Below are 21,849 nucleotides of genomic sequence, written 5' to 3' on the forward strand. Positions count from 1 at the left end.
TTTCTACCCGCGCCCCACCCGGGGGCAAACCCTGGGGGGGCGGGCGGGTGTCGACCGGGGCCCCCACCCCCCGTCCATGCTAACCGAACGCCAATCGAAGCCATTTGCCGAGCCGAGAGGTAGGCGCGTTTTGCGGTACATAAGGAAACTAGCCTCGGCGGTTTTCTCGCCCGTTCCGGTTTCCCGGGACCGGGCCCTGGGGATTTCGGAGCGGCTGTCCGCCCTCACCACGCTCTCCTCCTCCCTGGAATACCTGCACCAGCGGAAACACCTGGAGCCCGGCGGGCTCAATGACTGGGACATCATGAAGAAGTCCCCGGAATCCGCCAACCCGGTCATCCGGAAAATCAGCAATGCCGTCGCGCACCGCGAGGTCACCCTCGCACTGCACGCCGCCCGCGCGGCCGTCGGTGTCGGCATGCTGCTGCCGGGCAACAGCCGTTGGCGCGGCGCCGGCAGCCTCTTCCTCGGCGGCACCACCTGCCTGCTGGCCGCCCGCCACCGCTACGGCACCGACGGCTCCGACCAGGTCGCCACCCTCGTCCAGGGCGCCACCGGCCTCGCCCGGCTCTCCCGCAGCACCCAGACCCAGGACGCCCTCCTCTGGTACGTGGCCCTGCAGGCCAACCTCTCGTACGCGGCCTCCGGCTGGGTCAAGCTCCTCGGCGAACGCTGGCGCGACGCCTCCGCGCTCCCCGGAGTCATGCGGACACGGACCTACGGCTCCGAGAAGATCTACCAGCTGACCCAGAGCCACCCGAAGACCTCCAAGTACGTCCAGCACGGCGTGCTCGCCCTGGAATGCCTCTTCCCCCTGGTCCACCTCGCGGGCGGCCGGCTCACCCGGCCCGTCCTTGCCTCCGCCGCGAGCTTCCACGTGGCCAACGGGTTCGTCATGGGCCTCGGCCGCTTCATGACGGCCTTCCCCTCCATGCACCCGATGGTCGCCTACACCACCACCCCCGCCTCTCACCCCGCCGTCGCCGGCCGCGACGACCGGGCCGTGAAGGCCGCCGGACTGCTGCTGGCCGCCGGGGTCGCGGCGAGCGCAGCGCTGGCCGTGCAGCGCCGCTCCACCGTCCTGGAGGGCTGGCCCACCTCCCGCAGGTTCGTCACCCGGCACGGCAACGAACTGCTCTACGAGACCGGCGGCGACACCGGCGACACCTTCGACACCGGCGACACCTTCGACACCGGCCACAGCGACGAGCCCGTCCTCGTCTTCGCCGCCGGACTGGCCTCCACCTCCGAGCACTTCGCCTGGATCACCGAGCGCTTCGTCAACGAGACCGACCACCCGGTGGTCTCCTACGCGCGGGCCGGCTACGGCGGCAGCCTCCGCCGCACCACCGCCCCGTACGAACTGGCCGAGTCCGTGGACGACCTGGAGGACCTGGTCCGCGGGGTCCTGCCGGCCGGCCGCAAGGTGGTCCTGGTCGGCCACTCCCTCGGCGGCGAGATCATCCGCCGGGCCGCCGACCGGCTGTCGGACCGGCTGGCCGGCCTGGTCTACCTGGACCCCGCCCACCCCGCCGAACTCCAGCGCTCGGAACGGCAGAGCGAGGGCTCCAAGGCCCTCAGCGAGACCATCGCGCAGGCATCCCGATACCTCCGCCTGGGTAGCGGAATCCTGATGAGCCGCCCCGAATGGCTGGACCGGCTGCCCAAGGAATACCGGCGGCGGGTGTTCGCCCAGTACACCGACGCCCGGCTGTGGACCGCCGGCAAACGCGAATGGGAAGCCGTCGAGAAGGACTTCCGCGCCTTCGACGGCACCATCGCGCCGCTGCCCGTCCCCGGTCTGATCATCGCGGCGCAGCAGACCGTCGACCAGGACCCCGAGCAGCTGCTCCTCTACAACGAGCTCTCCCACGCCCACTCCGGCCACGGCGAGACCGGCGGCATCGAGGTGGTCGAGGGCTCCGACCACGACTCCCTGCTCACCAACGCCGCCCACGCCCACCGCGCCGCCGACCTGATCGCCACCTTCCTGGCCGAGGTCCCGGCCGCCCGTGTCCCGGCCGATGCCGAGCAGGGCGAGCTGCAGGACCAGCCGCAGGACGCGGCCCGTACGGAAGGAACCGCCCGATGAACCCCGGCACCCTGCTGAAGTCGGCCTTCACCGGCGAGGGCGCCTGGGCCCGGGTGCTCGGCGCCGGAATGCTGGTGGCCACCGTCGCCGCGCAGCACCCGCACCCGGCCTTCGACCGGCCCCGCACCAGGGACGTGTACTCGCTCGTCCCCAACTGGAAGTTCTTCGCCCCGAACCCGGCGGTCCACGACTTCCACTACGTGTACCGGACCCTCGACCCGGCCGGTGTGACCGGCGACTGGCAGGAGATCGAGATGATCGAACCGCGCCGGCTGCACCAGGCGTTCTGGTTCGCCTCGCGCCGCCCCGAGAAGGCCGTCTTCGACATCTGCACCGCCGTGCTCCAGCTCGCCGCCAAGGGCGGTGCCGGCGCCGCCCAGACCAACTCGGCGTACCAGGTGCTGCTCGGCTTCATCCGGCACACCATCCGTGAACGGCACCCCGAAGGCACCGTCCAGGGCTTCCAGTTCTCCGTGGTCCGCGCCTCCGGCCACGACACCAGCGAGGATCCGGAACCCCTGTTCCTCTCCCCGTACACCCCCCTGGACCGGCCGGCGAAGGCCGGCCACCCGACCGCGGTCTGACCCCCCGTCCGACCCCACCGTCCGACCCACCGACAGAGAGGTGCCCACCCATGGCCGGCGCAGTCGAGGACATCGGCTACGGAACGCAGTTCGCGTCCTGGTACCACCGCATATTCCCCACGGACGCGAGCGTGGCAGCCGTCGCCGACACCCTCGCCGCCCTCCACCCCGACCCCGGGTCCGGCACCCTCGAACTCGGCGTGGGCACCGGCCGGATCGCCCTCCCGCTGGCTGCCCGCACCGGGCCGGTCACCGGGGTGGACTCCTCCCCGGAGATGCTCGACCTGCTGGCCCGCACCCCCGGCCCCGGCCCCGGCGGCAACCGTGCCGAAGTCACGGGAATCCACGGGGACATCCGCACCTACACCGACGACCGCCGGTACGGCCTCGTCTACGCCGTGTGCGGAGTCCTGTCGATGCTGCTGACCCCCCAGGACCAGCAGGCCATGTTCCGCCGGGCGGCCGACCTGCTCACCCCCGGCGGCCGGCTGGTCGTCGAGACGGGCAACCGCCCGGCCGTCGAAGCCCTCCACGAGGGCCGGTCACGCATCTCCCTCTTCACCCCGTACCCCGAGCCGGGTACCGGACTGCAGACCCACTCCACCCTGCCCCCCGGATCCGACCTCTGGCAGTGCTCCCACATCTGGTACGAATCCGACGGAAGCACCCGGGTCGGCACCGAACTGTCCCGGCCGATCACCCCCGACGAAGCGGACGCCCAGGCCCTGGCCGTCGGACTGGTCCCGGAGGGCCGCCATAGCGGCTGGGACCTCTCCCCGTACGACGAGCGGTTCCCGCTCTTCCTCACCACCTATCTGAAAGGGGCCTGAGATGAGCACCCAGCGGGCCGTCTGGTTCGTCACCGCCCTCGCCGTGGCGGTACCCGTCATGGCCGTGATGTTCCGCGAGGACGGCCGTTTCACCAGCCAGTCCTGGACCAAGGGGCTGATCTTCGGCACCGCCGTCGCGGTCGTCGCCGCCATCGCCGCGGGCCGGGCCCGGCAGTGAACACCGCGGCGATCGCGGCCCGGCACCGTACGCTCCTGGGCACCGGCATCCTGCTGGGCGTGGCCGGCACCGCCGCCACCCTGCTCCAGCCCCTGCTCATCGGCGACCTGATCGAGGCCGTCGCCCTGGACCGCTCGCCGCTCTGGCCGATCGTCCTCATCGCCGGCCTGTTCGCGGCCGACGCGGCCCTGGCCGCCGGGCACTTCTACCTGATCGGGCGGGCCGGCGAGAACATGGTTCTCGACATGCGGACCACCCTCACCGGCCGGCTGCTGCACTCCCGGCTGGGAGCCTTCCACCGGCTCGAACACGGCGACGTGTTCACCCGTACCGTCGCCGACACCTCGGTGGCCCGGATCGCGCTGTCCTCCTCGCTCTCCCAGATCATCACCTCGGCCCTCACCACCATCGGCTGCATCGCCGTCATGGCCTGGATCGACTGGCAGATGCTCCTGGTCACGGCCGGCTGCCTCGGCGCCGCCTCCGCCGTCGCCCTCTGCCTGGCCCGCGCGGTCCGGGCCGCCGCCGTCACCAACCGGGAGGACACCAGCGACTTCGGCTCCGGTCTGCTGCGCGTCCTGGGCGCCCTGACCACGGTGAAGGCATCCCGCGCCGAAGCCCGCGAAGCCGAACACATCGGCGAACTGGCCGACGCCGCCCGCCGCAGCGGCATCCGGGTGACCCGGCTGACGGCCCTGCTGATGCCCTCGATGAACGTGGGCACCCAGGTCTCCCTGGCCGTGGTCATCGCCTGGGGCATGGCCCGCACCGCCACCGGCGAACTCCCCATCGAAGACCTCACGGCCTTCATCATGTACCTCTTCTACCTGGTCAGCCCGCTGGTCATGCTCTTCATGTCGCTGGGCGAACTCCAGCAGGGCCGCGCCGCGGTGGACCGCGTCCGGGAACTGGCTGCCATAGAGCAGGAGCAGGAGCAGGAGCAGGAGCAGGAGCAGGAGCAGGGCTCGGCACAGGAACAGGGATCGGTGCCGGGGCCGCTGCCGGGACAGCGCCGGGAAAAGGCCGGAGCCATCGAATTCAGGGAGGTGTCGTTCCGGCACCACGGGGCGGCCGCCCCCACCCTCGACGGCATCTCCTTCAGCCTCCCCCCGACCGGCGTCACCGCGGTCGTCGGCCCCTCCGGAGCCGGCAAGACCACCCTCTTCCAGCTGATCGAACGGTTCCACGCCCCCGACCGGGGCAGCATCCACCTCGGCGGCACCGACACCGCGACCCTCCCCCTGGACGAACTCCGCGCCAGGATCGGCCTGGTGGAGCAGGAGTCCCCGCTGATGCGCGGCACCGTACGGGAGAACCTCACCTACGCCCGCCCCGATGCCACCGAGGCCGAGACGGCCGATGCGATACGCGCCGCCCACCTCGACCAGGTCGTCGAAGCCCTCCCCCAGGGCCTGGACACCCCCCTCGGCGAAGGCGGCACCGGACTGTCCGGCGGCCAGCGCCAGAGGCTGGCGATCGCCCGCGCCCTGCTCACCCGCCCCGACCTGCTCCTCCTCGACGAGGCCACCGCCCACCTGGACGCCGACGCCGAAGCCGCCCTCCGGCAGACCATCGCCGAGGTCGGCACCCGCTGCCACGTCCTCACCATCGCGCACCGGCTCTCCGCCACCATCGACGCGGACCGCATCCTGGTGGTCGAGGACGGCCGCCTCCGCGCCCGCGGCTCACACACCGATCTGATGGACCGGGATCCCACCTACCGCCGCCTCGCCACCCGCCAACTGGCCCCCGCAGCCGAAGGACCGGCCCGTTGAGCCGCCACCCCGACGCGGCCGTCGTCGGCACCGGCCCCAACGGCCTGGCGGCCGCCGTCACCCTGGCCCGCGCCGGCCTGCGAGTGGTCCTGTACGAACAGGCCGACACCATCGGCGGCGGCCTGCGGACCCGGTCCCTGTTCGACAGCGACATCCGCCACGACACCTGCTCGGCCGTCCACCCGATGGCCGCCGCCTCCCCCTTCTTCACCGCCTTCGACCTCCCCGCCAGAGGCGTCCGGCTGCTCCAGCCCGAGATCCCGTACGCCCACCCGCTGGCCGGCGGCCGCTCCGTCGCCGCCTGGCGGAGCATCACCCGGACCGCCGAACAGCTCGGCCCGGACGGCCCCCGCTGGACCCGGCTGATGGGCCCCTTGGTGCAACGCTCCGCCGCGGTCGTCGAACTCCTCCTCTCCGATCTCCGCCATCCGCCCCGCGACCCCGTGGCGGCGGTCCGCCTGGCCACCCGGGTCCTCACCCACGCCCTCCCGCGCAGCCCCTTCACCACCCCGGAGGCCCGCGCCCTCCTCGCCGGCGTGGCCGCGCACGCCGTCGGACCGCTGCCCTCACTCGCCTCCGCCGCCGTCGCCATGCTGCTCGGCCACACCGCGCACAGCACCGGCTGGCCCCTCCCCGAAGGCGGCAGCGACCGCATCGCCCACGCCCTCGCGGAGGACATCACCGCGCACGGCGGCGAGTTCGTCACCGGCCACCGCGTCCGCGACCTCGCCGAGCTGACCGGCATCCCGCTGGTCCTCCTGGACGTGGGCCCCACCGAGTTCCTCAGCCTGGCCGGCGACCGGCTCCCCGCCCGCTACCGGCGTGCCCTCACCCGCTACCGGTACGGACCGGGCGCCGCGAAGGCCGACTTCCTGGTGTCCGGCCCCATCCCCTGGGCGGACCCCCTGACCGGCCGGGCCGGCACCGTACACCTGGGCGGCAGCGCCGAGGCCGTCACCCGCCAGGAACGGGAGGTGGCGGCCGGCCGGCCCGGCACCGCCCCCTTCACCCTCGTCGTGGACCCCTCGGTCACCGACCCGGGACGCGCCTGCGGCGACCGCCGCCCGGTCTGGGCGTACGCCCACGTACCCAACGGCGACACCCGCGACCCGGTCGACCTGATCCGCCACCGCATCGAGGAGTACGCCCCGGGCTTCACCGACACCGTCCTGGCGTCCCGCGGCCGGGCCGCCGCGGACTGGGAGGCGTACAACCCGAACTACGTGGGCGGCGACATCGCCGCCGGAGCCCTCACCCTCAAACAGTCCCTGGCCCGCCCCACCCTCCAGGCCGACCCCTACCGCACCCCGCTCCCCGGGGTCTACCTCTGCTCGGCCGCCACCCCGCCCGGCCCCTCGGTGCACGGCATGTGCGGCCACCTCGCCGCCCGGGCAGCCCTCCGCCGCCACCACGGCCTGCGCACCGCCCCGTCCCTCTCCCCCCCGAGGCCCACCCCATGACCCTTCGGCCGACCGTCCGGACGCCCCTGCGGACGACCCTCTGGAAGCGCCACGGCCTCCTCTTCGCCGCCGGCACCCTCTGCGTCCTCGCCAACACCGACGGCCTGAGCCCCCTGTGGTTCACCGGCCTGTTCCTCCTCGCCGTCGGCGGCACCATGCGCTGGACCCTGACCCGCCGCCAGCGCCCGACCGGCGACCACCCCCCGGTCCCGATGCGCATCCCCGTCGAAGGCCCCTGGACCGCACACAACAGCCCCGCCGACAAGGTCCCCAGCCACACCCACAGCCACGCCCAGACCTACGCCATCGACCTGATCCACCACCCCGCCGAGGGCCCCGAGGCACCCCCGTTCACCAACCTCTGGCCGCTGGCCCGCCGCCCCGAGCACTACCCGACCTTCGGCCAGCCGGTCCTGGCCCCCGCCGACGGGGTGGTCGTCGCCACCGCGCACCGCATGCGCGACCACTGGACCCGCTCCTCACTCCCGTCCTTCGCGTACCTCTACCTCGAAGGCTTCGTCCGCAGCCTCGGCTGGCCCTGCCACCTCTGGGGCAACTACATCCTTCTGGACACCGGCGACAACGTCGTCGCCGGCTTCGCCCACCTCCGCCGCGGCTCCCTGCGCGTACGCCCCGGAGACCACGTCCGGGCCGGCCAGCACCTGGCGGACTGCGGCAACTCCGGAAACTCTTCCGAACCCCACCTCCACTTCCAGCTCATGACCACCCCCGACCCCACCACCGCCCAAGGCATCCCCTTCACTTGGCACTACCACCTCGGCACCGACGAACCCCGAACCGGCATCCCCTCCGACGCCACCCTCTTCACGGGATGACCTGCGCCCTGCCCGGACGAGCTGGCCAACGCATCGCATGGAGACGGCTCACCGAAGCCGGCGGACCCTGGTCAACGCCACGCACCACGCCGCTGATCTCGGCGAGTTCCCGGAACCCCCGCTGTCCGCCGTGCGCCGGCAGAGCCCGAGGAGGCCCGTCGGCCGCCGCTTCCGCAGCCGCCGACGTACGGCTGCACAGAACCGCACTCGGCCGCACAAACGCGAAGACCCCGTCTCAGCGAACTCGCTGATGGCGGGGTCTTTGGGCACTTCCTGCGAAGTGCCCCCGGCAGGATTCGAACCTGCGCACACGGCTCCGGAGGCCGTTGCTCTATCCCCTGAGCTACGGGGGCGCTGTCGCTGGTGTTGCGGCGACGGGTTGAACACTACCAGCTTCCGGACGGTGATCAGGAACGGATTGAGGGGGAGGGAGGGCCGGGTCGCTCGGAGGGGGTGGAAGTGGCAAAAACCCGGACGCGGGGGCCGGGGTCGACCTACTCTCGAGTTGTGTCGGGCGCCTCGGGCCGGGTGCTTGTTGTCGACGACAACAAGGTCATCCGGCAGCTGATCAAGGTCAATCTCGAGCTGGAGGGCTTCGAGGTCGTGACCGCGAACGATGGCGTCGAGTGCCTGGACGTCGTCCATCGCGTGATGCCCGATGTGATCACTCTTGATGTGGTCATGCCCCGGCTGGACGGGTTCGGGGCCGCCGCGCAGTTGCGGGCCGATCCGAGGACGCGGCATCTGCCCGTTGCGATCGTGAGTGCCTGTACGCAGCACGAGGTCGAGGCCGGGATCGCCGCCGGTGTGGACGCCTTCCTCGCCAAGCCCTTCGAGCCCGCGGAGCTGGTGCGGGTCGTGCGTCGGCTCATCGAGCGCCGCGACCGGAGAGAGCGGAAGGGTGCTCCCGCCGGGAGAGGGAGGGGATGAGTTCCCCCCTGCTGACTTCCCTGCTGACCTCCCCGTTGGGGTCCGCTGTTCACATGGCGAAACCGTATCCGTGACCTGGGGGCTTCTCCCCTAGGCTGGTCACGTGACCCCCGTCGACCTCTCCCGCTCCGTCGTGCGCGCCCTGCGCCGTGCCGTCGAGGACGGGGAACTGCCCGCAGGGCTGGTCGTGCCCGAGCGGGTCGTGGTCGAGCGGACCCGGCCCGGGGGAGTGGGGGACTACGCCTCGCCCGTCGCGTTCGGGGTGGCGAAGGGTGCCGGAGTCGCGCCCCGTGGAGTGGCCGAGGTACTGGCCCCGCGGCTGGCGGAATTGCCCGGGATCGAGCGTGTGGAGATCACCGGCGCCGGGTTCCTGAACTTCGTGCTCGCCGAGAGTTCGGTGGGGGAGTACGTACGGAGCATTCGAGCCGGCGGGGCGGCCGGTAGTACCGGTCCCGCCGAGTTCGCCGGTGTGCCCGTCGGGGCCCTGCGCGAGCGCGTCGTCCGTGCGGCCGTGCTGCGGATCGTGAGCAGCCAGGGGCCGGCGGGAGAGGGCGTCGGCGACGGCCGTATCGCGCCCGTGGCCAAGCGCGACGGGGACGTCGTCGTCGCGTACGGGGCCGGCGCCGCCGCCTGGGCGATGTTGTCCGTGCCCGGGCACGAGACCCCCGTGTTTCCCGCGTGGCTGCTCGTCCAGGACGAGTCGAGCGAGTTCTTCCGGGTGCGGTACGCCCACGCCCGGGCGCGGGCCCTGACCCGCAACGCCGGGGAGTTGGGGTTCCGCGGCGAGCCCGGGGAGCCGGGAGGGGCGCACGGCGCCGACGTCCTGTTCCGCGCGCTCCGCGATCACCCCCTCGTGCTCGAAGCCGCCGCGCACCACCGTGCGCCCGAGCGGCTCGTCCGGCAGCTCGTCGTCATCGCCGACGCCCTGCTCGACTTCCAGTACCACGTCCTGCCCAAGGGGGACGAGAAACCCTCGGCCGCCCACCGTGCCCGGCTGGCCCTTGCCGAAGCCGCCGGGACGGTGCTGGCCGGCGGCCTGGCCCTGCTCGGCATAGACGCGCCCAACCACCTGTGATGCCCGAGATACGTATGTGATCCGATGTGATTCGCCTGCGATCCGGATGATTTGCGAAGAGAGAATGCAGAGATGAGCCGTTCCGCACACCCCGCCGGGCCCCGCCACGCCGACGTCCTGCCCGAGGGGCACTACTCCCCGCCGCCCGCCGACCTCAACGTGCTCGACGAGAAGGTCTGGGCCCGTACGGTCAGCCGGGGCGTGGACGGTGTCGTCTCCGTCGGCGGGATCGAAGTGACCAAGCTCGCCGAGGAGTTCGGGACGCCCGCCTACTTCCTCGACGAGGAGGACTTCCGGGCGCGCTGCCGCGCCTGGGCGCACGCCTTCGGGCCGGACGCCGACGTCTTCTACGCCGGCAAGGCGTTCCTCTCCAAGGCCGTCGTGAAGTGGCTCAAGGAGGAGGGGCTCAACCTCGACGTGTGCTCCGGCGGGGAACTCGCCACCGCGCTCGCCGCCGACATGCCGGCCGGGCGCATCGCCTTCCACGGCAACAACAAGTCGACGAGCGAGATCACCCGCGCCATCGAGGCCGGCGTCGGCCGGATCGTGCTCGACTCCTTCCAGGAGATCGCCCGCGTCGCGCACATCGCCCGCGAGCTCGGCGTGCGCCAGCCCGTGCAGATCCGCGTCACCGTGGGCGTGGAGGCGCACACCCACGAGTTCATCGCCACCGCGCACGAGGACCAGAAGTTCGGGATCGCCGTCGCCGACGGGTCGGCCGCCGAGGCCGTCCGGCGCGCGCTGGGGCACGACAGCCTGGAGCTGCTCGGCGTCCACTCGCACATCGGCTCGCAGATCTTCGACATGGCCGGCTTCGAGGTCTCCGCCAAGCGCGTCGTACGGCTCCTCGCCGCCGTGCGCGACGAGCACGGGGTGGAGCTGCCCGAGATCGACCTCGGCGGCGGGCTGGGCATCGCCTACACCTCCGCCGACGACCCGCGCGAGCCGCACGAGATCGCCAAGGCCCTGCACGAGATCGTCGCCCGCGAGTGCGAGGCCTCCGGTCTGCGCGCCCCGCGGATCTCCGTGGAACCCGGACGGGCGATCGTCGGCCCGACGGCCTTCACCCTGTACGAGGTGGGCACGGTCAAGCCGCTGGAGGGCCTGCGGACGTACGTCTCGGTCGACGGCGGGATGTCCGACAACATCCGGACGGCCCTCTACGACGCCGAGTACTCGGTCAGCCTCGTCTCCCGCACCTCGGACGCCGAGCCCCTGCTCGTGCGCGTCGTGGGCAAGCACTGCGAGAGCGGCGACATCGTGGTCAAGGACGCCTTCCTGCCCGCCGACATCGCCCCCGGGGACCTCCTCGCGGTCCCGGCGACCGGCGCGTACTGCCGTTCCATGGCGAGCAACTACAACCACGTGCTCCGCCCGCCGGTCGTCGCCGTGCGCGACGGAGAGGCCCGCGTCATCGTCCGCCGCGAGACGGAGGAGGATCTCCTGCGTCTCGACGTCGGGTGACACGCATTCTTCTGGGGGACGGCCCCCGGACCCCCGAATAGGTGTCTCACTCAATGGACCGAGGGTGGAAACTGTTGTCCATTGAGTGAGACTGGTTCACACCTGGGGTGCAAACCGCGCAACAGGTACTGATGTGAAGATCGAAAGGCGTAGGTCGAATGATGCGTACGCGTCCGCTGAAGGTGGCGCTGCTGGGCTGTGGAGTGGTCGGCTCGGAAGTTGCCCGCATCATGACGACGCACGCCGACGACCTGACGGCCAGGATCGGCGCGCCCGTGGAGCTCGCGGGCGTGGCCGTGCGCCGCCCCTCCAAGGTGCGCGAGGGCATCGACCCGGCCCTGGTCACCACGGATGCGACCGCCCTGCTCAAACGCGGTGACATCGACATCGCGATCGAGGTCATCGGCGGCATCGAGCCCGCCCGCACCCTGATCACCACCGCTTTCGAGCACGGCATCTCCGTGGTCTCGGCGAACAAGGCGCTGCTCGCCCAGGACGGCGCCGCGCTGCACGCCGCCGCCGAGGCCGCCGGGCTGGACCTGTACTACGAGGCCGCCGTCGCCGGCGCCATCCCGCTGGTCCGCCCCATGCGCGAGTCCCTCGCGGGCGACAAGATCAACCGGGTGATGGGCATCGTCAACGGCACGACGAACTTCATCCTCGACAAGATGGACTCCACCGGCGCCGGGTACCAGGAGGCCCTCGACGAGGCCACCGCCCTCGGGTACGCCGAGGCCGACCCCACGGCCGACGTGGAGGGCTACGACGCCGCCGCCAAGGCCGCGATCCTGGCCGGCATCGCCTTCCACACCCGGGTCCGCCTCGACGACGTCTACCGCGAGGGCATGACCGAGGTCAGCGCCGCGGACTTCGCGTCCGCCAAGCGCATGGGCTGCACCATCAAGCTCCTCGCCATCCTGGAGCGCGCCGCCGACGGCGAGTCCGTCACCGCGCGCGTCCACCCGGCGATGATCCCGCTGACCCACCCGCTCGCCTCCGTCCGCGAGGCGTACAACGCGGTCTTCGTCGAGGCGGAGGCCGCCGGGCGGCTCATGTTCTACGGTCCCGGCGCGGGCGGCGCGCCCACCGCGTCGGCGGTGCTCGGCGACCTCGTCGCCGTCTGCCGCAACAAGCTCGCCGAGGCAAAGGGGCCGGGCGAGTCGGCGTACACCCAGCTGCCGGTCAGCCCCATGGGGGATGTCGTCACCCGCTACCACATCAGCCTCGATGTGGCGGACAAGCCGGGCGTCCTCGCCCAGGTGGCGACCACCTTCGCGGAGCACGGTGTCTCCATCGACACCGTCCGCCAGCAGGGAAAGGACGGCGAGGCCTCCCTCGTCGTCGTCACCCACCGTGCGCCCGACGCGGCCCTCTCGGGGACCGTCGAGGCGCTGCGGAAGCTGGACACCGTCCGCGGTGTCGCCAGCATCATGCGTGTTGAAGGGGAGTAAGGACCCATGAGCAGCAATCGCACCCACCAGTGGCGCGGCATCATCGAGGAGTACCGGGACCGCCTGCCGGTCACGGCCACGACTCCGGTGGTCTCGCTCCGTGAGGGCGGCACTCCCCTCGTCCCCGCCCAGGTGCTCTCCGAGCGCACCGGCTGCGAGGTACACCTCAAGGTCGAGGGGGCCAACCCCACCGGGTCCTTCAAGGACCGCGGCATGACCATGGCGATCACGAAGGCGAAGGAGGACGGCGCCAAGGCCGTCATCTGCGCCTCCACGGGCAACACCTCGGCCTCCGCCGCCGCCTACGCGGTGCGCGCCGGGATGGTCTGCGCGGTCCTCGTGCCCCGCGGCAAGATCGCGCTCGGCAAGATGGGCCAGGCGCTCGTGCACGGCGCCAAGATCCTTCAGGTCGACGGCAACTTCGACGACTGCCTGGACCTGGCCCGCGCGCTGTCCGACAACTACCCGGTGGCGCTGGTCAATTCCGTCAACCCGGTACGCATCGAGGGCCAGAAGACGGCCGCGTTCGAGATCGTGGACGCGCTCGGCGACGCCCCCGACATCCACGTGCTGCCCGTCGGCAACGCCGGCAACATCACGGCGTACTGGAAGGGCTTCAAGGAGTACAAGGCCGACGGCCTGGCCTCCCGTACGCCCCGCGTGTGGGGTTTCCAGGCTTCCGGCTCCGCGCCGATCGTGCGCGGGGAGATCGTCAAGGAGCCGCACACCATCGCCACCGCGATCCGCATCGGCAACCCGGCCTCGTGGGACTACGCCCTGCAGGCCCGGGACGAGTCGGGCGGCTTCATCGACGAGGTGACGGACCGCCAGATCCTGGCGGCCTACCGCCTGTTGGCCGCTCAGGAGGGCGTCTTCGTCGAGCCCGCCTCGGCCGCGTCCGTGGCAGGCCTGCTCAAGGCCGCCGAGCTCGGTCTGGTCGACCCCGGCCAGAAGATCGTGTGCACCGTCACCGGCAACGGCCTGAAGGACCCCGACTGGGCGGTCGCCGGAGCTCCGCAGCCGGTCACCATTCCGGTCGACGCCGAGGCCGCCGCCATCCGCCTCGGTCTCGTCTGACCGGGAGCCGCGGGCCGGCCGTCCCGGACGTAGGCCGGCCGGTGGGCCAGCAGTACCGCAGTAACCGAGTTGCCGGATTCCGGAAGTCTTTCGAAGGCTGAAGAATCCGGCAACTCGGGCCGTACGGCACAAAAGCGCACGGAAAGCCGGTGGATATTCCCGCGGAAACCCGGCAGGATCCGCGGGAGCCCGCGACACGCATCGTGCGCCTGCTGTGCGCCCTATGTCGGAGAAGAACCTTCCTTCGATAGGCTGTACTTACATCCGCCGCCGCGCATATGACCGCGGTGCTGCCCACAGGGCCTTCGGGTGTCGTACGTTCTCCAGTACATTCACAGCGAGCCAGCGAAGATCCCGTCTCGCACAGTCACAAGGAGTGTCATCGGAAGATGGCCGGTCCCGCCTTCCGCGCCGCCGCCGTACGGGTGCGCGTTCCCGCCAGCAGTGCCAACCTCGGCCCGGGCTTCGACGCCTTCGGCCTGGCCTTGGGGCTCTACGACGATGTCGTCGTACGCGTGGCCGATTCAGGCCTGAACATCGACATCGCGGGCGAAGGTGCCGACACCCTTCCCCGGGACGAGAGCCACCTCCTCGTACGTTCCATGCGCACCGCCTTCGACCTGCTGGGCGGCCAGCCGCGCGGCCTCGAGGTCGTCTGCGCCAACCGCATCCCGCACGGCCGCGGCCTCGGCTCCTCCTCCGCCGCCATCTGCGCGGGCATCGTGGCCGCCCGCGCCGTGACCATAGGCGGAGAGGCCAAGCTCGACGACACCGCGCTGCTGGAGCTCGCCACCGAGATCGAGGGCCACCCCGACAACGTCGCCGCCTGTCTCCTCGGCGGTTTCACCCTCGCGTGGATGGACGGCGGCAGCGCCAAGGCGATCCGCATGGAGCCCGCCGATTCCATCGTTCCGGTGGTCTTCGTCCCCTCCAAGCCGGTCCTGACGGAGACGGCGCGCGGCCTGCTGCCGCGCACCGTCCCGCACGTGGACGCGGCCGTCAACGCCGGCCGCGCAGGCCTGCTCGTAGAGGCCCTGACCAGGCGTCCCGAGTTCCTGCTGCCGGCCACCGAGGACCGTCTCCACCAGGAGTACCGGTCCCCGGCGATGCCCGAGAGCGTGGCGCTCGTGGCCCGACTGCGGGCGGACGGCATCCCTGCGGTGATCTCCGGCGCGGGCCCCACGGTCCTCGCGCTGGTCGACAACGGTGCGGCCGACAAGGTCGCACGGCTCGCGGGCGAGGGGTGGGCGGCCAACCGGCTCGCACTCGACGCAGCGGGCGCGAGCGTACTTCCGCTGGGAACCCAGGGCGGCTGATCCGTTCAGTAGAGGACACAGCCGGCCAGGGGCGGGCGGCCAGGGCAGGCCGCCCGCGCGGAGCCCGCGCGAACTTGCGCGGATGGGCTCTACAGCCGGTGATGGAGAGGGGGAATGTCTGTTGGATCCGGTAGTGTTAGTCTCAAGTGCGCATCCGAAGCCGCCATGGCTTGGTGCTCAGTGTCCCTATCAGGGACCACCTTTCTTCCGGGAGCCTCCCCGACTGCTTTGATCGCTGCCAGCAGTTTCGAGCACGCTCCGGAATCGGCGTGACATTCCCACGCTTTCAGCTCGGGGGCTTCTCGCCGGAACCACCCATGCACATGCACGTTTCTCTCCGCCGTATCTCTATCGGCGGACCACCGCCCCGGCTGCAACCCCTGCCTCATCAAGTCGCAGACTGCCGTCGGACAGCACAACCGGTCGCCGAGCCAGACAGGCCGACGTCCGCTCCAGGGAAGGACCCTTCGTGAGCGACACCACCGATCTGATGGGCGCTGCCGACACCAACGTCGACACCAGTGCCCCCGCCGAGGGCGCAGCGCCGACCAAGCGCCGCCGCTCCGGCACCGGCCTTGACGGCATGGTCCTGGCCGAGCTCCAGCAGGTCGCGTCGGGCCTCGGCATCAGGGGCACCGCGCGGATGCGCAAGGGCCAGCTGATCGAGGTCATCAAGGAGGCGCAGGCGGGAAGCAGCGCCCCCAAGGCCGCGGCCTCCGCGCCGGCCGCCGCGCCCGCCGAAAGCGGCGAGACCAAGCCGAAGCGCCGCGCCACCAGCAAGGCCCGTACGGGCGAGGCCGCCGCCGAGGCGCCCGCCGAGAAGACGGCCACGCAGGCCCAGATCGACATCCCGGGCCAGCCCGCAGGGGGCCCCTCCCGCGCGAGCGAAGCCGAGCGTGGGGGAGAGGACGCCCCGGTCGGCGAGCGCCGCCGCCGGCGTGCCACCGCCCCCTCCGGCAGCCCCGAGGGTTCGGCCCCCGCCGCCGCCGTGCAGGTGGAGCAGAAGCCCGAGACCGTCGCTCCGGCCGCCCAGGCCGAGGCGAAGGCCGAGGCCGCCACCGCTCCCGCCGCCCAGGCCCAGGGCCAGGAAGGCGAGGGCCGCGGCCGTCGCGACCGCCGCGAGCGGGGCAACGACCGCGCCGACGGCCGTCGCGAGCGCCGTGACCGCGGTGCCAAGGCCGACGACCAGGGCCAGGGCGCCCAGGGTCAGAGCCAGGGCCAGAGCCAGAGCCAGGCCGGTCAGGGTGGCCAGGGCCAGAGCCAGGGCCAGGGCCAGCAGGGCGGCCGTCAGGACCGGACCGACCGTCAGGACCGCCAGCAGGGCGGCCGCGGTCAGGGTCAGGGTCAGGGCCAGGGTCAGGGTCAGCAGGGCGGCCGTCAGGACCGGGACCGTCAGGACAACGGCCCCCAGGACGACTTCGACGAGGACGGCCGTCGCGGCCGCCGTGGTCGCTACCGCGACCGCCGTGGCCGTCGCGGACGCGACGAGTTCGCCCCGGTGGAGACCCCGGTCGCCGACGACGACGTCCTGATCCCCGTCGCGGGCATCCTCGACATCCTCGACAACTACGCGTTCATCCGGACCTCGGGCTACCTGCCCGGCCCGAACGACGTGTACGTCTCCCTCGCCCAGGTCCGCAAGGCGGGTCTGCGCAAGGGCGACCACACCACCGGCGCCGTCCGGCAGCCCAAGGACGGCGAGCGCCGCGAGAAGTTCAACGCGCTCGTGCGCCTGGACTCCGTCAACGGCATGGCGCCCGAATCCGGCCGCGGCCGACCGGAGTTCCAGAAGCTGACCCCGCTGTACCCGCAGGACCGGCTCCGCCTGGAGACCGACCCGGGCGTGCTGACCACCCGCATCATCGACCTCGTGTCGCCGATCGGTAAGGGCCAGCGCGGTCTGATCGTGGCCCCGCCGAAGACCGGTAAGACCATGATCATGCAGGCGATCGCCAACGCGATCACGGTCAACAACCCCGAGTGCCACCTGATGGTCGTCCTGGTCGACGAGCGTCCGGAAGAGGTCACCGACATGCAGCGGTCGGTGAAGGGCGAGGTCATCTCCTCGACCTTCGACCGCCCGGCCGAGGACCACACCACCGTCGCCGAGCTGGCCATCGAGCGCGCCAAGCGTCTCGTCGAGCTCGGCCACGACGTGGTCGTCCTGCTGGACTCCATCACCCGCCTGGGACGCGCGTACAACCTCGCCGCCCCCGCCTCCGGCCGCATCCTGTCCGGTGGTGTCGACTCGACCGCGCTGTACCCGCCGAAGCGCTTCTTCGGTGCCGCGCGCAACATCGAGGACGGCGGCTCGCTGACCATCCTGGCCACCGCGCTGGTCGACACCGGCTCGCGCATGGACGAGGTGATCTTCGAGGAGTTCAAGGGCACCGGCAACATGGAGCTCAAGCTCGACCGGAAGCTCGCCGACAAGCGCATCTTCCCGGCCGTGGACGTGGACCCCTCGGGCACCCGCAAGGAGGAGATCCTCCTCAACAGCGAGGAGCTCGCCATCGTCTGGAAGCTGCGCCGGGTGCTGCACGCGCTCGACTCGCAGCAGGCCATCGAGCTGCTCCTCGACAAGATGAAGCAGACGAAGTCGAACGCCGAGTTCCTCATGCAGATCGCGAAGACGACCCCGTCGGGCAAGAACGACGACTGACGTCTCCCCGTAGCACCACCTGCGTGACCCCGACCGCCCCCGCCGCACCAGCGACGGGGGCGGTCGCGTCGTAGGCGGGTGGTCCGGGCCGTCTACGGGGCTTCGTGCGCGGGTGCGACCTTTGCCACACTCCGTACCCCGCCAGGCCCCGGGTGCCTCCCCCCGCGCGTACGGGGAAACCGCAGGTAGGCGCGGGGGCGCGGGGGGTCCGCCCCGGCCGGACGCGGCGGGCGCACGGGGCGGGCCGCACCCGGGACGCACACCGGACGCACAGGCTGCCGTGGAACCCTGGGCAGCGTCCGACCGTCTCTGTCAGAGGGATCGGGGAGTCGAACCGAGCACAGACAGGCGGCAGAGGAGAGCATGAGCCAGGACAACAGGGGTCACGGCCGCAGGGCCGGTGCGGGCAGACGCCGACGGAAGCCGGCCACGGGCCGCAGGGCCGTCGTCATCGCCGCGTGGACCGCCGCCGGTGTGGTCCTCCTGGGCGGGGCGGGGCTCGGCTACTTCTACTTCAAGTTCAACGGCAACCTCAAGACGGTCGACATCGACGCGGCCCTCGGCTCGAACCGCCCGCAGAACGTGGACAACGGCTCGATGGACATCCTCGTCCTCGGCTCCGACTCCCGCGGCGGCGCCAACGGGGAGTACGGCCAGGACGACGGCGGCTCCGCACGCTCCGACACGGCGATGATCGTCCACCTCAACGAGGGCCACACCAAGGCCACCGTCGTGTCGATACCCCGCGACACCCTCGTGACCAGGCCCTCCTGCAAGCTCCCGAACGGCAAGAGCGACCTGGGCGGCCCGCGCAAGATGTTCAACGAGTCGTTCACCGTCGGCGGGGCCGCCTGCGCCGTCGCGACCGTGGAGAAGATGTCGGGGATCCGCATGGATCACTACCTGGAAGTCGACTTCACGGGCTTCAAGGAGATCATCGACAAGCTCGGCGGCGTCGAGGTGACGACCACCAAGCCGATCAAGGACGACTACAGCCACCTCGACCTGCCCGCCGGGACCAACCGGCTGAACGGCGAGCAGGCCCTCGGCCTCGTCCGTACCCGCCACGGCGTCGGCGACGGCGGCGACCTGGGCCGAATACAGCTCCAGCAGGCCTTCATCAAGGCGCTGATCAAGCAGGTCAAGAGCATCGGCGTCTTCGACAACCCGAAGAAGCTGCTCGACGTGGCCGACACCGCCACCAAGGCCATCACCACGGACAAGGCCCTCGGTGACGTGAAGTCCCTCATGGGCTTCGCCCAGGGCCTGGAGGGCATCAGCCCCGAGAACATGCAGATGATCACGCTGCCGGTGACCGGCGACACCCGTGACCCCAACCGGGTCGTGCCGCTCACCAAGGAGTCCACGATGGTCTGGGACGCCCTGCTGGCCGACCGGCAGGTCCCCGCCGAGGCCACCGCGAACTCGGCCGGCGACAAGGGCACCGCCGGCACGGTCGTCCAGTAGGTCCGGCCCCTGGGCCCCGCAGGCCCCTTGGGCCCCGCAGGCCCTTCGGGCCCGGCAGGTCCAGCCGCCCGAACCGCCCGGTCGGACCGGTTCCGCCGGGCGGTGGAATAGATGCCGGCCCTCCTCCGTTGAGGGAGGCGTCCTCAGAATTTTGACAGGCAGCCCGGTCCTGGCAGACTGGTCTGTCGGCCCCGGTTCACGCAGCGCGCAATTCGGCTCCTGCGACCCGGCGCCCTCCCGAATCTAGGAGACACCTTGAAGCGCGATGTTCACCCCCAGTACGTCGAGACCCAGGTCAGCTGCACCTGTGGCGCGTCGTTCACCACCCGTAGCACCCTGACCGAAGGCAACATTCGTGCCGAGGTCTGCTCCGAGTGCCACCCGTTCTACACGGGCAAGCAGAAGATCCTCGACACCGGTGGCCGCGTGGCCCGCTTCGAGGCCCGCTTCGGCAAGGCTGCACAGAAGTAGCGAGCCTCAGGCGCCGGGTACCGGCTGCACCCTGTTCGCACGGGGGCAGCCGGACCGGCGCCTTTCTCGTCCCGCAGCCCTTTTCTTCACATTCACCATCTTCAGGAGCCCCCGATGTTCGAGGCGGTCGAGGAACTGATCGGCGAGCACGCCGATCTTGAGAAGAAGCTCGCCGACCCTTCGGTCCACTCGGATCAGGCCAACGCGCGCAAGCTGAACAAGCGCTACGCGGAGCTGACCCCGATCGTCGCGACCTTCCGAGCCTGGAAGCAGTCCGCCGAGGACATCGAGACGGCGAAGGAGTTCGCGGCCGACGACCCGGACTTCATCGCCGAGGTCAAGGAACTGACCGCACAGCGCGAAGAGCTCACCGAGAAGCTCCGCCTGCTGCTCGTTCCGCGTGACCCCAGCGACGACAAGGACGTGCTCCTGGAGGTCAAGGCGGGTGCGGGCGGCGACGAGTCGGCCCTGTTCGCCGGTGACCTGCTCCGCATGTACCTGCGCTACGCCGAGCGCGTGGGCTGGAAGACCGAGATCATCGACGCCACCGAGTCCGAGCTCGGCGGTTACAAGGACGTCCAGGTCTCCGTCCGCACCAAGGGCGGCAACGGCGCCACCGAGCCCGGCCAGGGCGTCTGGGCCCGCCTGAAGTACGAGGGCGGCGTGCACCGCGTCCAGCGCGTGCCGGCCACCGAGTCCCAGGGCCGCATCCACACCTCCGCCGCCGGCGTGCTCGTCACCCCGGAAGCCGAGGAGGTGGAGGTCGAGGTCAACATGAACGACCTCCGCATCGACGTGTACCGCTCCTCGGGCCCCGGCGGCCAGTCCGTCAACACCACCGACTCGGCCGTGCGCATCACGCACCTTCCGACCGGTGTGGTCGCCTCCTGCCAGAACGAGAAGAGCCAGCTCCAGAACAAGGAGCAGGCGATGCGCATCCTGCGCTCGCGCCTGCTGGCCGCCGCCCAGGAAGCCGCCGAGCAGGAGGCCTCCGACGTGCGCCGCAGCCAGGTGCGCTCCGTGGACCGCTCCGAGAAGATCCGTACGTACAACTACCCGGAAAACCGGATCTCGGACCACCGGACGGGCTTCAAGGCGTACAACTTGGACCAGGTGCTCGACGGAGACCTCGACCCGGTCATCCAGGCCTGCGTCGACACGGACTCGGCCGCCAAGCTCGCGTCCGCGCACTGAGCCGTCCCGCAGGACCCGCAGGACCCCGCACCACCCCCCGTACGACAGCAGCCCGGAGGACCAGCGTGAACTTGCTGCTTGCCGAGGTGGCCCAGGCCACCCAGCGGCTGGCCGCCGCCGGCGTGCCCTCACCGCGTTTCGACGCGGAGGAGCTCGCGGCCTTCGTGCACGGCGTCAAGCGGGGGGAACTCCACCACGTCAAGGACGCGGACTTCGACGCCCGCTACTGGGAGGCCATCGCCCGCCGCGAGGCGCGCGAGCCGCTCCAGCACATCACCGGCCGCGCCTTCTTCCGGTACCTGGAGCTCCAGGTCGGGCCCGGGGTCTTCGTGCCCCGGCCCGAGACCGAGTCGGTCGTGGACTGGGCCATACAGGCCGTCCGGGCGATGGACGTGGTCGAGCCGCTGATCGTGGACCTCTGCACCGGCTCCGGCGCCATCGCGCTCGCCATGGCGCAGGAGGTGCCGCGCTCGCGCGTGCACGCCGTCGAGCTGTCCGAGGACGCCCTCCAGTGGACCCGTAAGAACGCCGAGGGCTCCCGGGTCACCGTCCACCAGGGCAACGCGCTCAGCGCCCTGCCCGAGCTGGACGGACAGGTCGACCTGGTCATCTCCAACCCGCCGTACATCCCGCTCACCGAGTGGGAGTACGTGGCGCCCGAGGCCCGCGACCACGACCCCGAGATGGCGCTGTTCTCCGGCGAGGACGGCCTGGACACCATCCGCGGCATCGAGCGCACCGCCCACCGGCTGCTGCGCCCCGGCGGCATCGTCGTCATCGAGCACGCCGACACCCAGGGCGGACAGGTCCCGTGGATCTTCGCCGAGGAGCGGGGCTGGGCCGACGCCGCCGACCACCCCGACCTCAACAAGCGCCCGCGCTTCGCGACCGCCCGCAAGGCCCTGCCGTGACCGGCCCTGCCGTGACCGGCCCCGCCCCGACCGGCGCAGTCACCGCGCGCATTCCCGCCACCCCCCTGCTGCACGA

At 71.5% G+C, this 21,849-nt stretch carries 18 protein-coding genes and 1 tRNA gene; 18 read left to right on the forward strand and 1 reads right to left on the reverse strand.

Annotated elements, in window-relative coordinates; all coding sequences use genetic code 11:
- The first annotated feature begins 304 nt into the window (after nucleotides 1–304).
- The 7 genes from ACFWNV_RS17145 to ACFWNV_RS17175 are packed head-to-tail and all read left to right on the forward strand — an operon-like array spanning nucleotide 305 to nucleotide 7,755.
- Nucleotides 305–2,092 (forward strand): alpha/beta fold hydrolase, encoded by a 1,788-nt coding sequence (locus ACFWNV_RS17145; RefSeq protein WP_383947046.1) that lies wholly within the window; start codon nucleotides 305–307, stop codon nucleotides 2,090–2,092.
- The gene (locus tag ACFWNV_RS17150) at nucleotides 2,089–2,676 is read left to right on the forward strand and encodes a hypothetical protein (RefSeq protein ID WP_383947049.1); all 588 of its coding nucleotides are present in this window, start codon (nucleotides 2,089–2,091) and stop codon (nucleotides 2,674–2,676) included. The genes ACFWNV_RS17145 and ACFWNV_RS17150 overlap by 4 nt, the downstream gene beginning before the upstream one ends.
- Nucleotides 2,677–2,726: 50 nt before the next feature.
- Nucleotides 2,727–3,506 carry a class I SAM-dependent DNA methyltransferase gene (locus ACFWNV_RS17155; protein WP_383947052.1) on the forward strand — a complete coding sequence of 260 codons (780 nt, stop codon included), beginning with the start codon at nucleotides 2,727–2,729 and terminating at the stop codon, nucleotides 3,504–3,506.
- A gap of 1 nt (nucleotide 3,507) precedes the next feature.
- Complete coding sequence (locus ACFWNV_RS17160) at nucleotides 3,508–3,684, forward strand: hypothetical protein (RefSeq protein WP_180290999.1); 177 nt, start codon at nucleotides 3,508–3,510, stop codon at nucleotides 3,682–3,684.
- On the forward strand, nucleotides 3,681–5,459 hold the full coding sequence (locus ACFWNV_RS17165) for an ABC transporter ATP-binding protein (RefSeq protein ID WP_383947056.1): 1,779 nt from the start codon (nucleotides 3,681–3,683) through the stop codon (nucleotides 5,457–5,459). The genes ACFWNV_RS17160 and ACFWNV_RS17165 overlap by 4 nt, the downstream gene beginning before the upstream one ends.
- Entirely contained in the window at nucleotides 5,456–6,919 is a 1,464-nt protein-coding gene (locus ACFWNV_RS17170; protein ID WP_383947059.1) for a phytoene desaturase family protein, read from the forward strand. Before ACFWNV_RS17165 ends, ACFWNV_RS17170 begins: the two co-directional genes overlap by 4 nt.
- Entirely contained in the window at nucleotides 6,916–7,755 is an 840-nt protein-coding gene (locus ACFWNV_RS17175; protein ID WP_383947061.1) for a M23 family metallopeptidase, read from the forward strand. The genes ACFWNV_RS17170 and ACFWNV_RS17175 overlap by 4 nt, the downstream gene beginning before the upstream one ends.
- Nucleotides 7,756–8,036: 281 nt before the next feature.
- On the opposite strand, the gene ACFWNV_RS17180 is transcribed toward ACFWNV_RS17175, so the two are convergent.
- Nucleotides 8,037–8,108 (reverse strand) — tRNA-Arg (locus tag ACFWNV_RS17180).
- A gap of 100 nt (nucleotides 8,109–8,208) precedes the next feature.
- On the opposite strand from ACFWNV_RS17180, the gene ACFWNV_RS17185 reads away from it, so the two are divergent.
- The 11 genes from ACFWNV_RS17185 (at nucleotide 8,209) to prmC (ending at nucleotide 21,773) form a co-directional block, all read left to right on the forward strand.
- Nucleotides 8,209–8,685 (forward strand): response regulator, encoded by a 477-nt coding sequence (locus tag ACFWNV_RS17185; protein WP_383947064.1) that lies wholly within the window; start codon nucleotides 8,209–8,211, stop codon nucleotides 8,683–8,685.
- Nucleotides 8,686–8,788: 103 nt separating this feature from the next.
- Entirely contained in the window at nucleotides 8,789–9,760 is a 972-nt protein-coding gene (gene nrtL / locus ACFWNV_RS17190; RefSeq protein WP_383947067.1) for an ArgS-related anticodon-binding protein NrtL, read from the forward strand.
- A 72-nt stretch (nucleotides 9,761–9,832) separates the two neighbouring features.
- Nucleotides 9,833–11,224, forward strand: coding sequence for a diaminopimelate decarboxylase (gene lysA, locus ACFWNV_RS17195; RefSeq protein ID WP_383947069.1), 1,392 nt, complete (start codon nucleotides 9,833–9,835; stop codon nucleotides 11,222–11,224).
- 161 nt (nucleotides 11,225–11,385) lie between these two features.
- The gene (locus ACFWNV_RS17200; protein WP_383947177.1) at nucleotides 11,386–12,675 is read left to right on the forward strand and encodes a homoserine dehydrogenase; all 1,290 of its coding nucleotides are present in this window, start codon (nucleotides 11,386–11,388) and stop codon (nucleotides 12,673–12,675) included.
- 6 nt (nucleotides 12,676–12,681) lie between these two features.
- The gene (gene thrC, locus ACFWNV_RS17205) at nucleotides 12,682–13,752 is read left to right on the forward strand and encodes a threonine synthase (protein WP_383947072.1); all 1,071 of its coding nucleotides are present in this window, start codon (nucleotides 12,682–12,684) and stop codon (nucleotides 13,750–13,752) included.
- A 389-nt stretch (nucleotides 13,753–14,141) separates the two neighbouring features.
- Nucleotides 14,142–15,068 (forward strand): homoserine kinase, encoded by a 927-nt coding sequence (gene thrB / locus ACFWNV_RS17210; RefSeq protein WP_243336217.1) that lies wholly within the window; start codon nucleotides 14,142–14,144, stop codon nucleotides 15,066–15,068.
- Between the two features lie 469 nt (nucleotides 15,069–15,537).
- On the forward strand, nucleotides 15,538–17,730 hold the full coding sequence (rho, locus tag ACFWNV_RS17215) for a transcription termination factor Rho (protein ID WP_383947076.1): 2,193 nt from the start codon (nucleotides 15,538–15,540) through the stop codon (nucleotides 17,728–17,730).
- A gap of 363 nt (nucleotides 17,731–18,093) precedes the next feature.
- A complete protein-coding gene (locus tag ACFWNV_RS17220) occupies nucleotides 18,094–19,197 on the forward strand; it encodes an LCP family protein (RefSeq protein ID WP_383947079.1) in 1,104 nt (367 codons plus the stop codon).
- A 255-nt stretch (nucleotides 19,198–19,452) separates the two neighbouring features.
- On the forward strand, nucleotides 19,453–19,668 hold the full coding sequence (gene rpmE / locus ACFWNV_RS17225) for a 50S ribosomal protein L31 (RefSeq protein ID WP_383947082.1): 216 nt from the start codon (nucleotides 19,453–19,455) through the stop codon (nucleotides 19,666–19,668).
- 114 nt (nucleotides 19,669–19,782) lie between these two features.
- Entirely contained in the window at nucleotides 19,783–20,862 is a 1,080-nt protein-coding gene (gene prfA / locus ACFWNV_RS17230; RefSeq protein WP_383947085.1) for a peptide chain release factor 1, read from the forward strand.
- A gap of 65 nt (nucleotides 20,863–20,927) precedes the next feature.
- Nucleotides 20,928–21,773, forward strand: coding sequence for a peptide chain release factor N(5)-glutamine methyltransferase (prmC, locus tag ACFWNV_RS17235; RefSeq protein ID WP_383947088.1), 846 nt, complete (start codon nucleotides 20,928–20,930; stop codon nucleotides 21,771–21,773).
- Nucleotides 21,774–21,849 lie beyond the last annotated feature (76 nt).

Origin of the sequence: Streptomyces sp. NPDC058401 (assembly GCF_042722885.1) — a bacterium.
In the GTDB taxonomy this organism is placed as follows: domain Bacteria; phylum Actinomycetota; class Actinomycetes; order Streptomycetales; family Streptomycetaceae; genus Streptomyces.

Excerpts from the sequence above, each read along its gene's own strand:
- ACFWNV_RS17145 (WP_383947046.1), top strand. The coding sequence starts at position 305 with ATGAAGAAGTCCCCGGAATCCGCCAACCCGGTCATCCGGAAAATCAGC.
- ACFWNV_RS17150 (WP_383947049.1), top strand. The coding sequence starts at position 2,089 with ATGAACCCCGGCACCCTGCTGAAGTCGGCCTTCACCGGCGAGGGCGCC.
- ACFWNV_RS17155 (WP_383947052.1), top strand. The coding sequence starts at position 2,727 with ATGGCCGGCGCAGTCGAGGACATCGGCTACGGAACGCAGTTCGCGTCC.
- ACFWNV_RS17160 (WP_180290999.1), top strand. The coding sequence starts at position 3,508 with ATGAGCACCCAGCGGGCCGTCTGGTTCGTCACCGCCCTCGCCGTGGCG.
- ACFWNV_RS17175 (WP_383947061.1), top strand. The coding sequence starts at position 6,916 with ATGACCCTTCGGCCGACCGTCCGGACGCCCCTGCGGACGACCCTCTGG.
- lysA (WP_383947069.1), top strand. The coding sequence starts at position 9,833 with ATGAGCCGTTCCGCACACCCCGCCGGGCCCCGCCACGCCGACGTCCTG.
- ACFWNV_RS17200 (WP_383947177.1), top strand. The coding sequence starts at position 11,386 with ATGCGTACGCGTCCGCTGAAGGTGGCGCTGCTGGGCTGTGGAGTGGTC.
- thrC (WP_383947072.1), top strand. The coding sequence starts at position 12,682 with ATGAGCAGCAATCGCACCCACCAGTGGCGCGGCATCATCGAGGAGTAC.
- thrB (WP_243336217.1), top strand. The coding sequence starts at position 14,142 with ATGGCCGGTCCCGCCTTCCGCGCCGCCGCCGTACGGGTGCGCGTTCCC.
- ACFWNV_RS17220 (WP_383947079.1), top strand. The coding sequence starts at position 18,094 with ATGAGCCAGGACAACAGGGGTCACGGCCGCAGGGCCGGTGCGGGCAGA.
- prfA (WP_383947085.1), top strand. The coding sequence starts at position 19,783 with ATGTTCGAGGCGGTCGAGGAACTGATCGGCGAGCACGCCGATCTTGAG.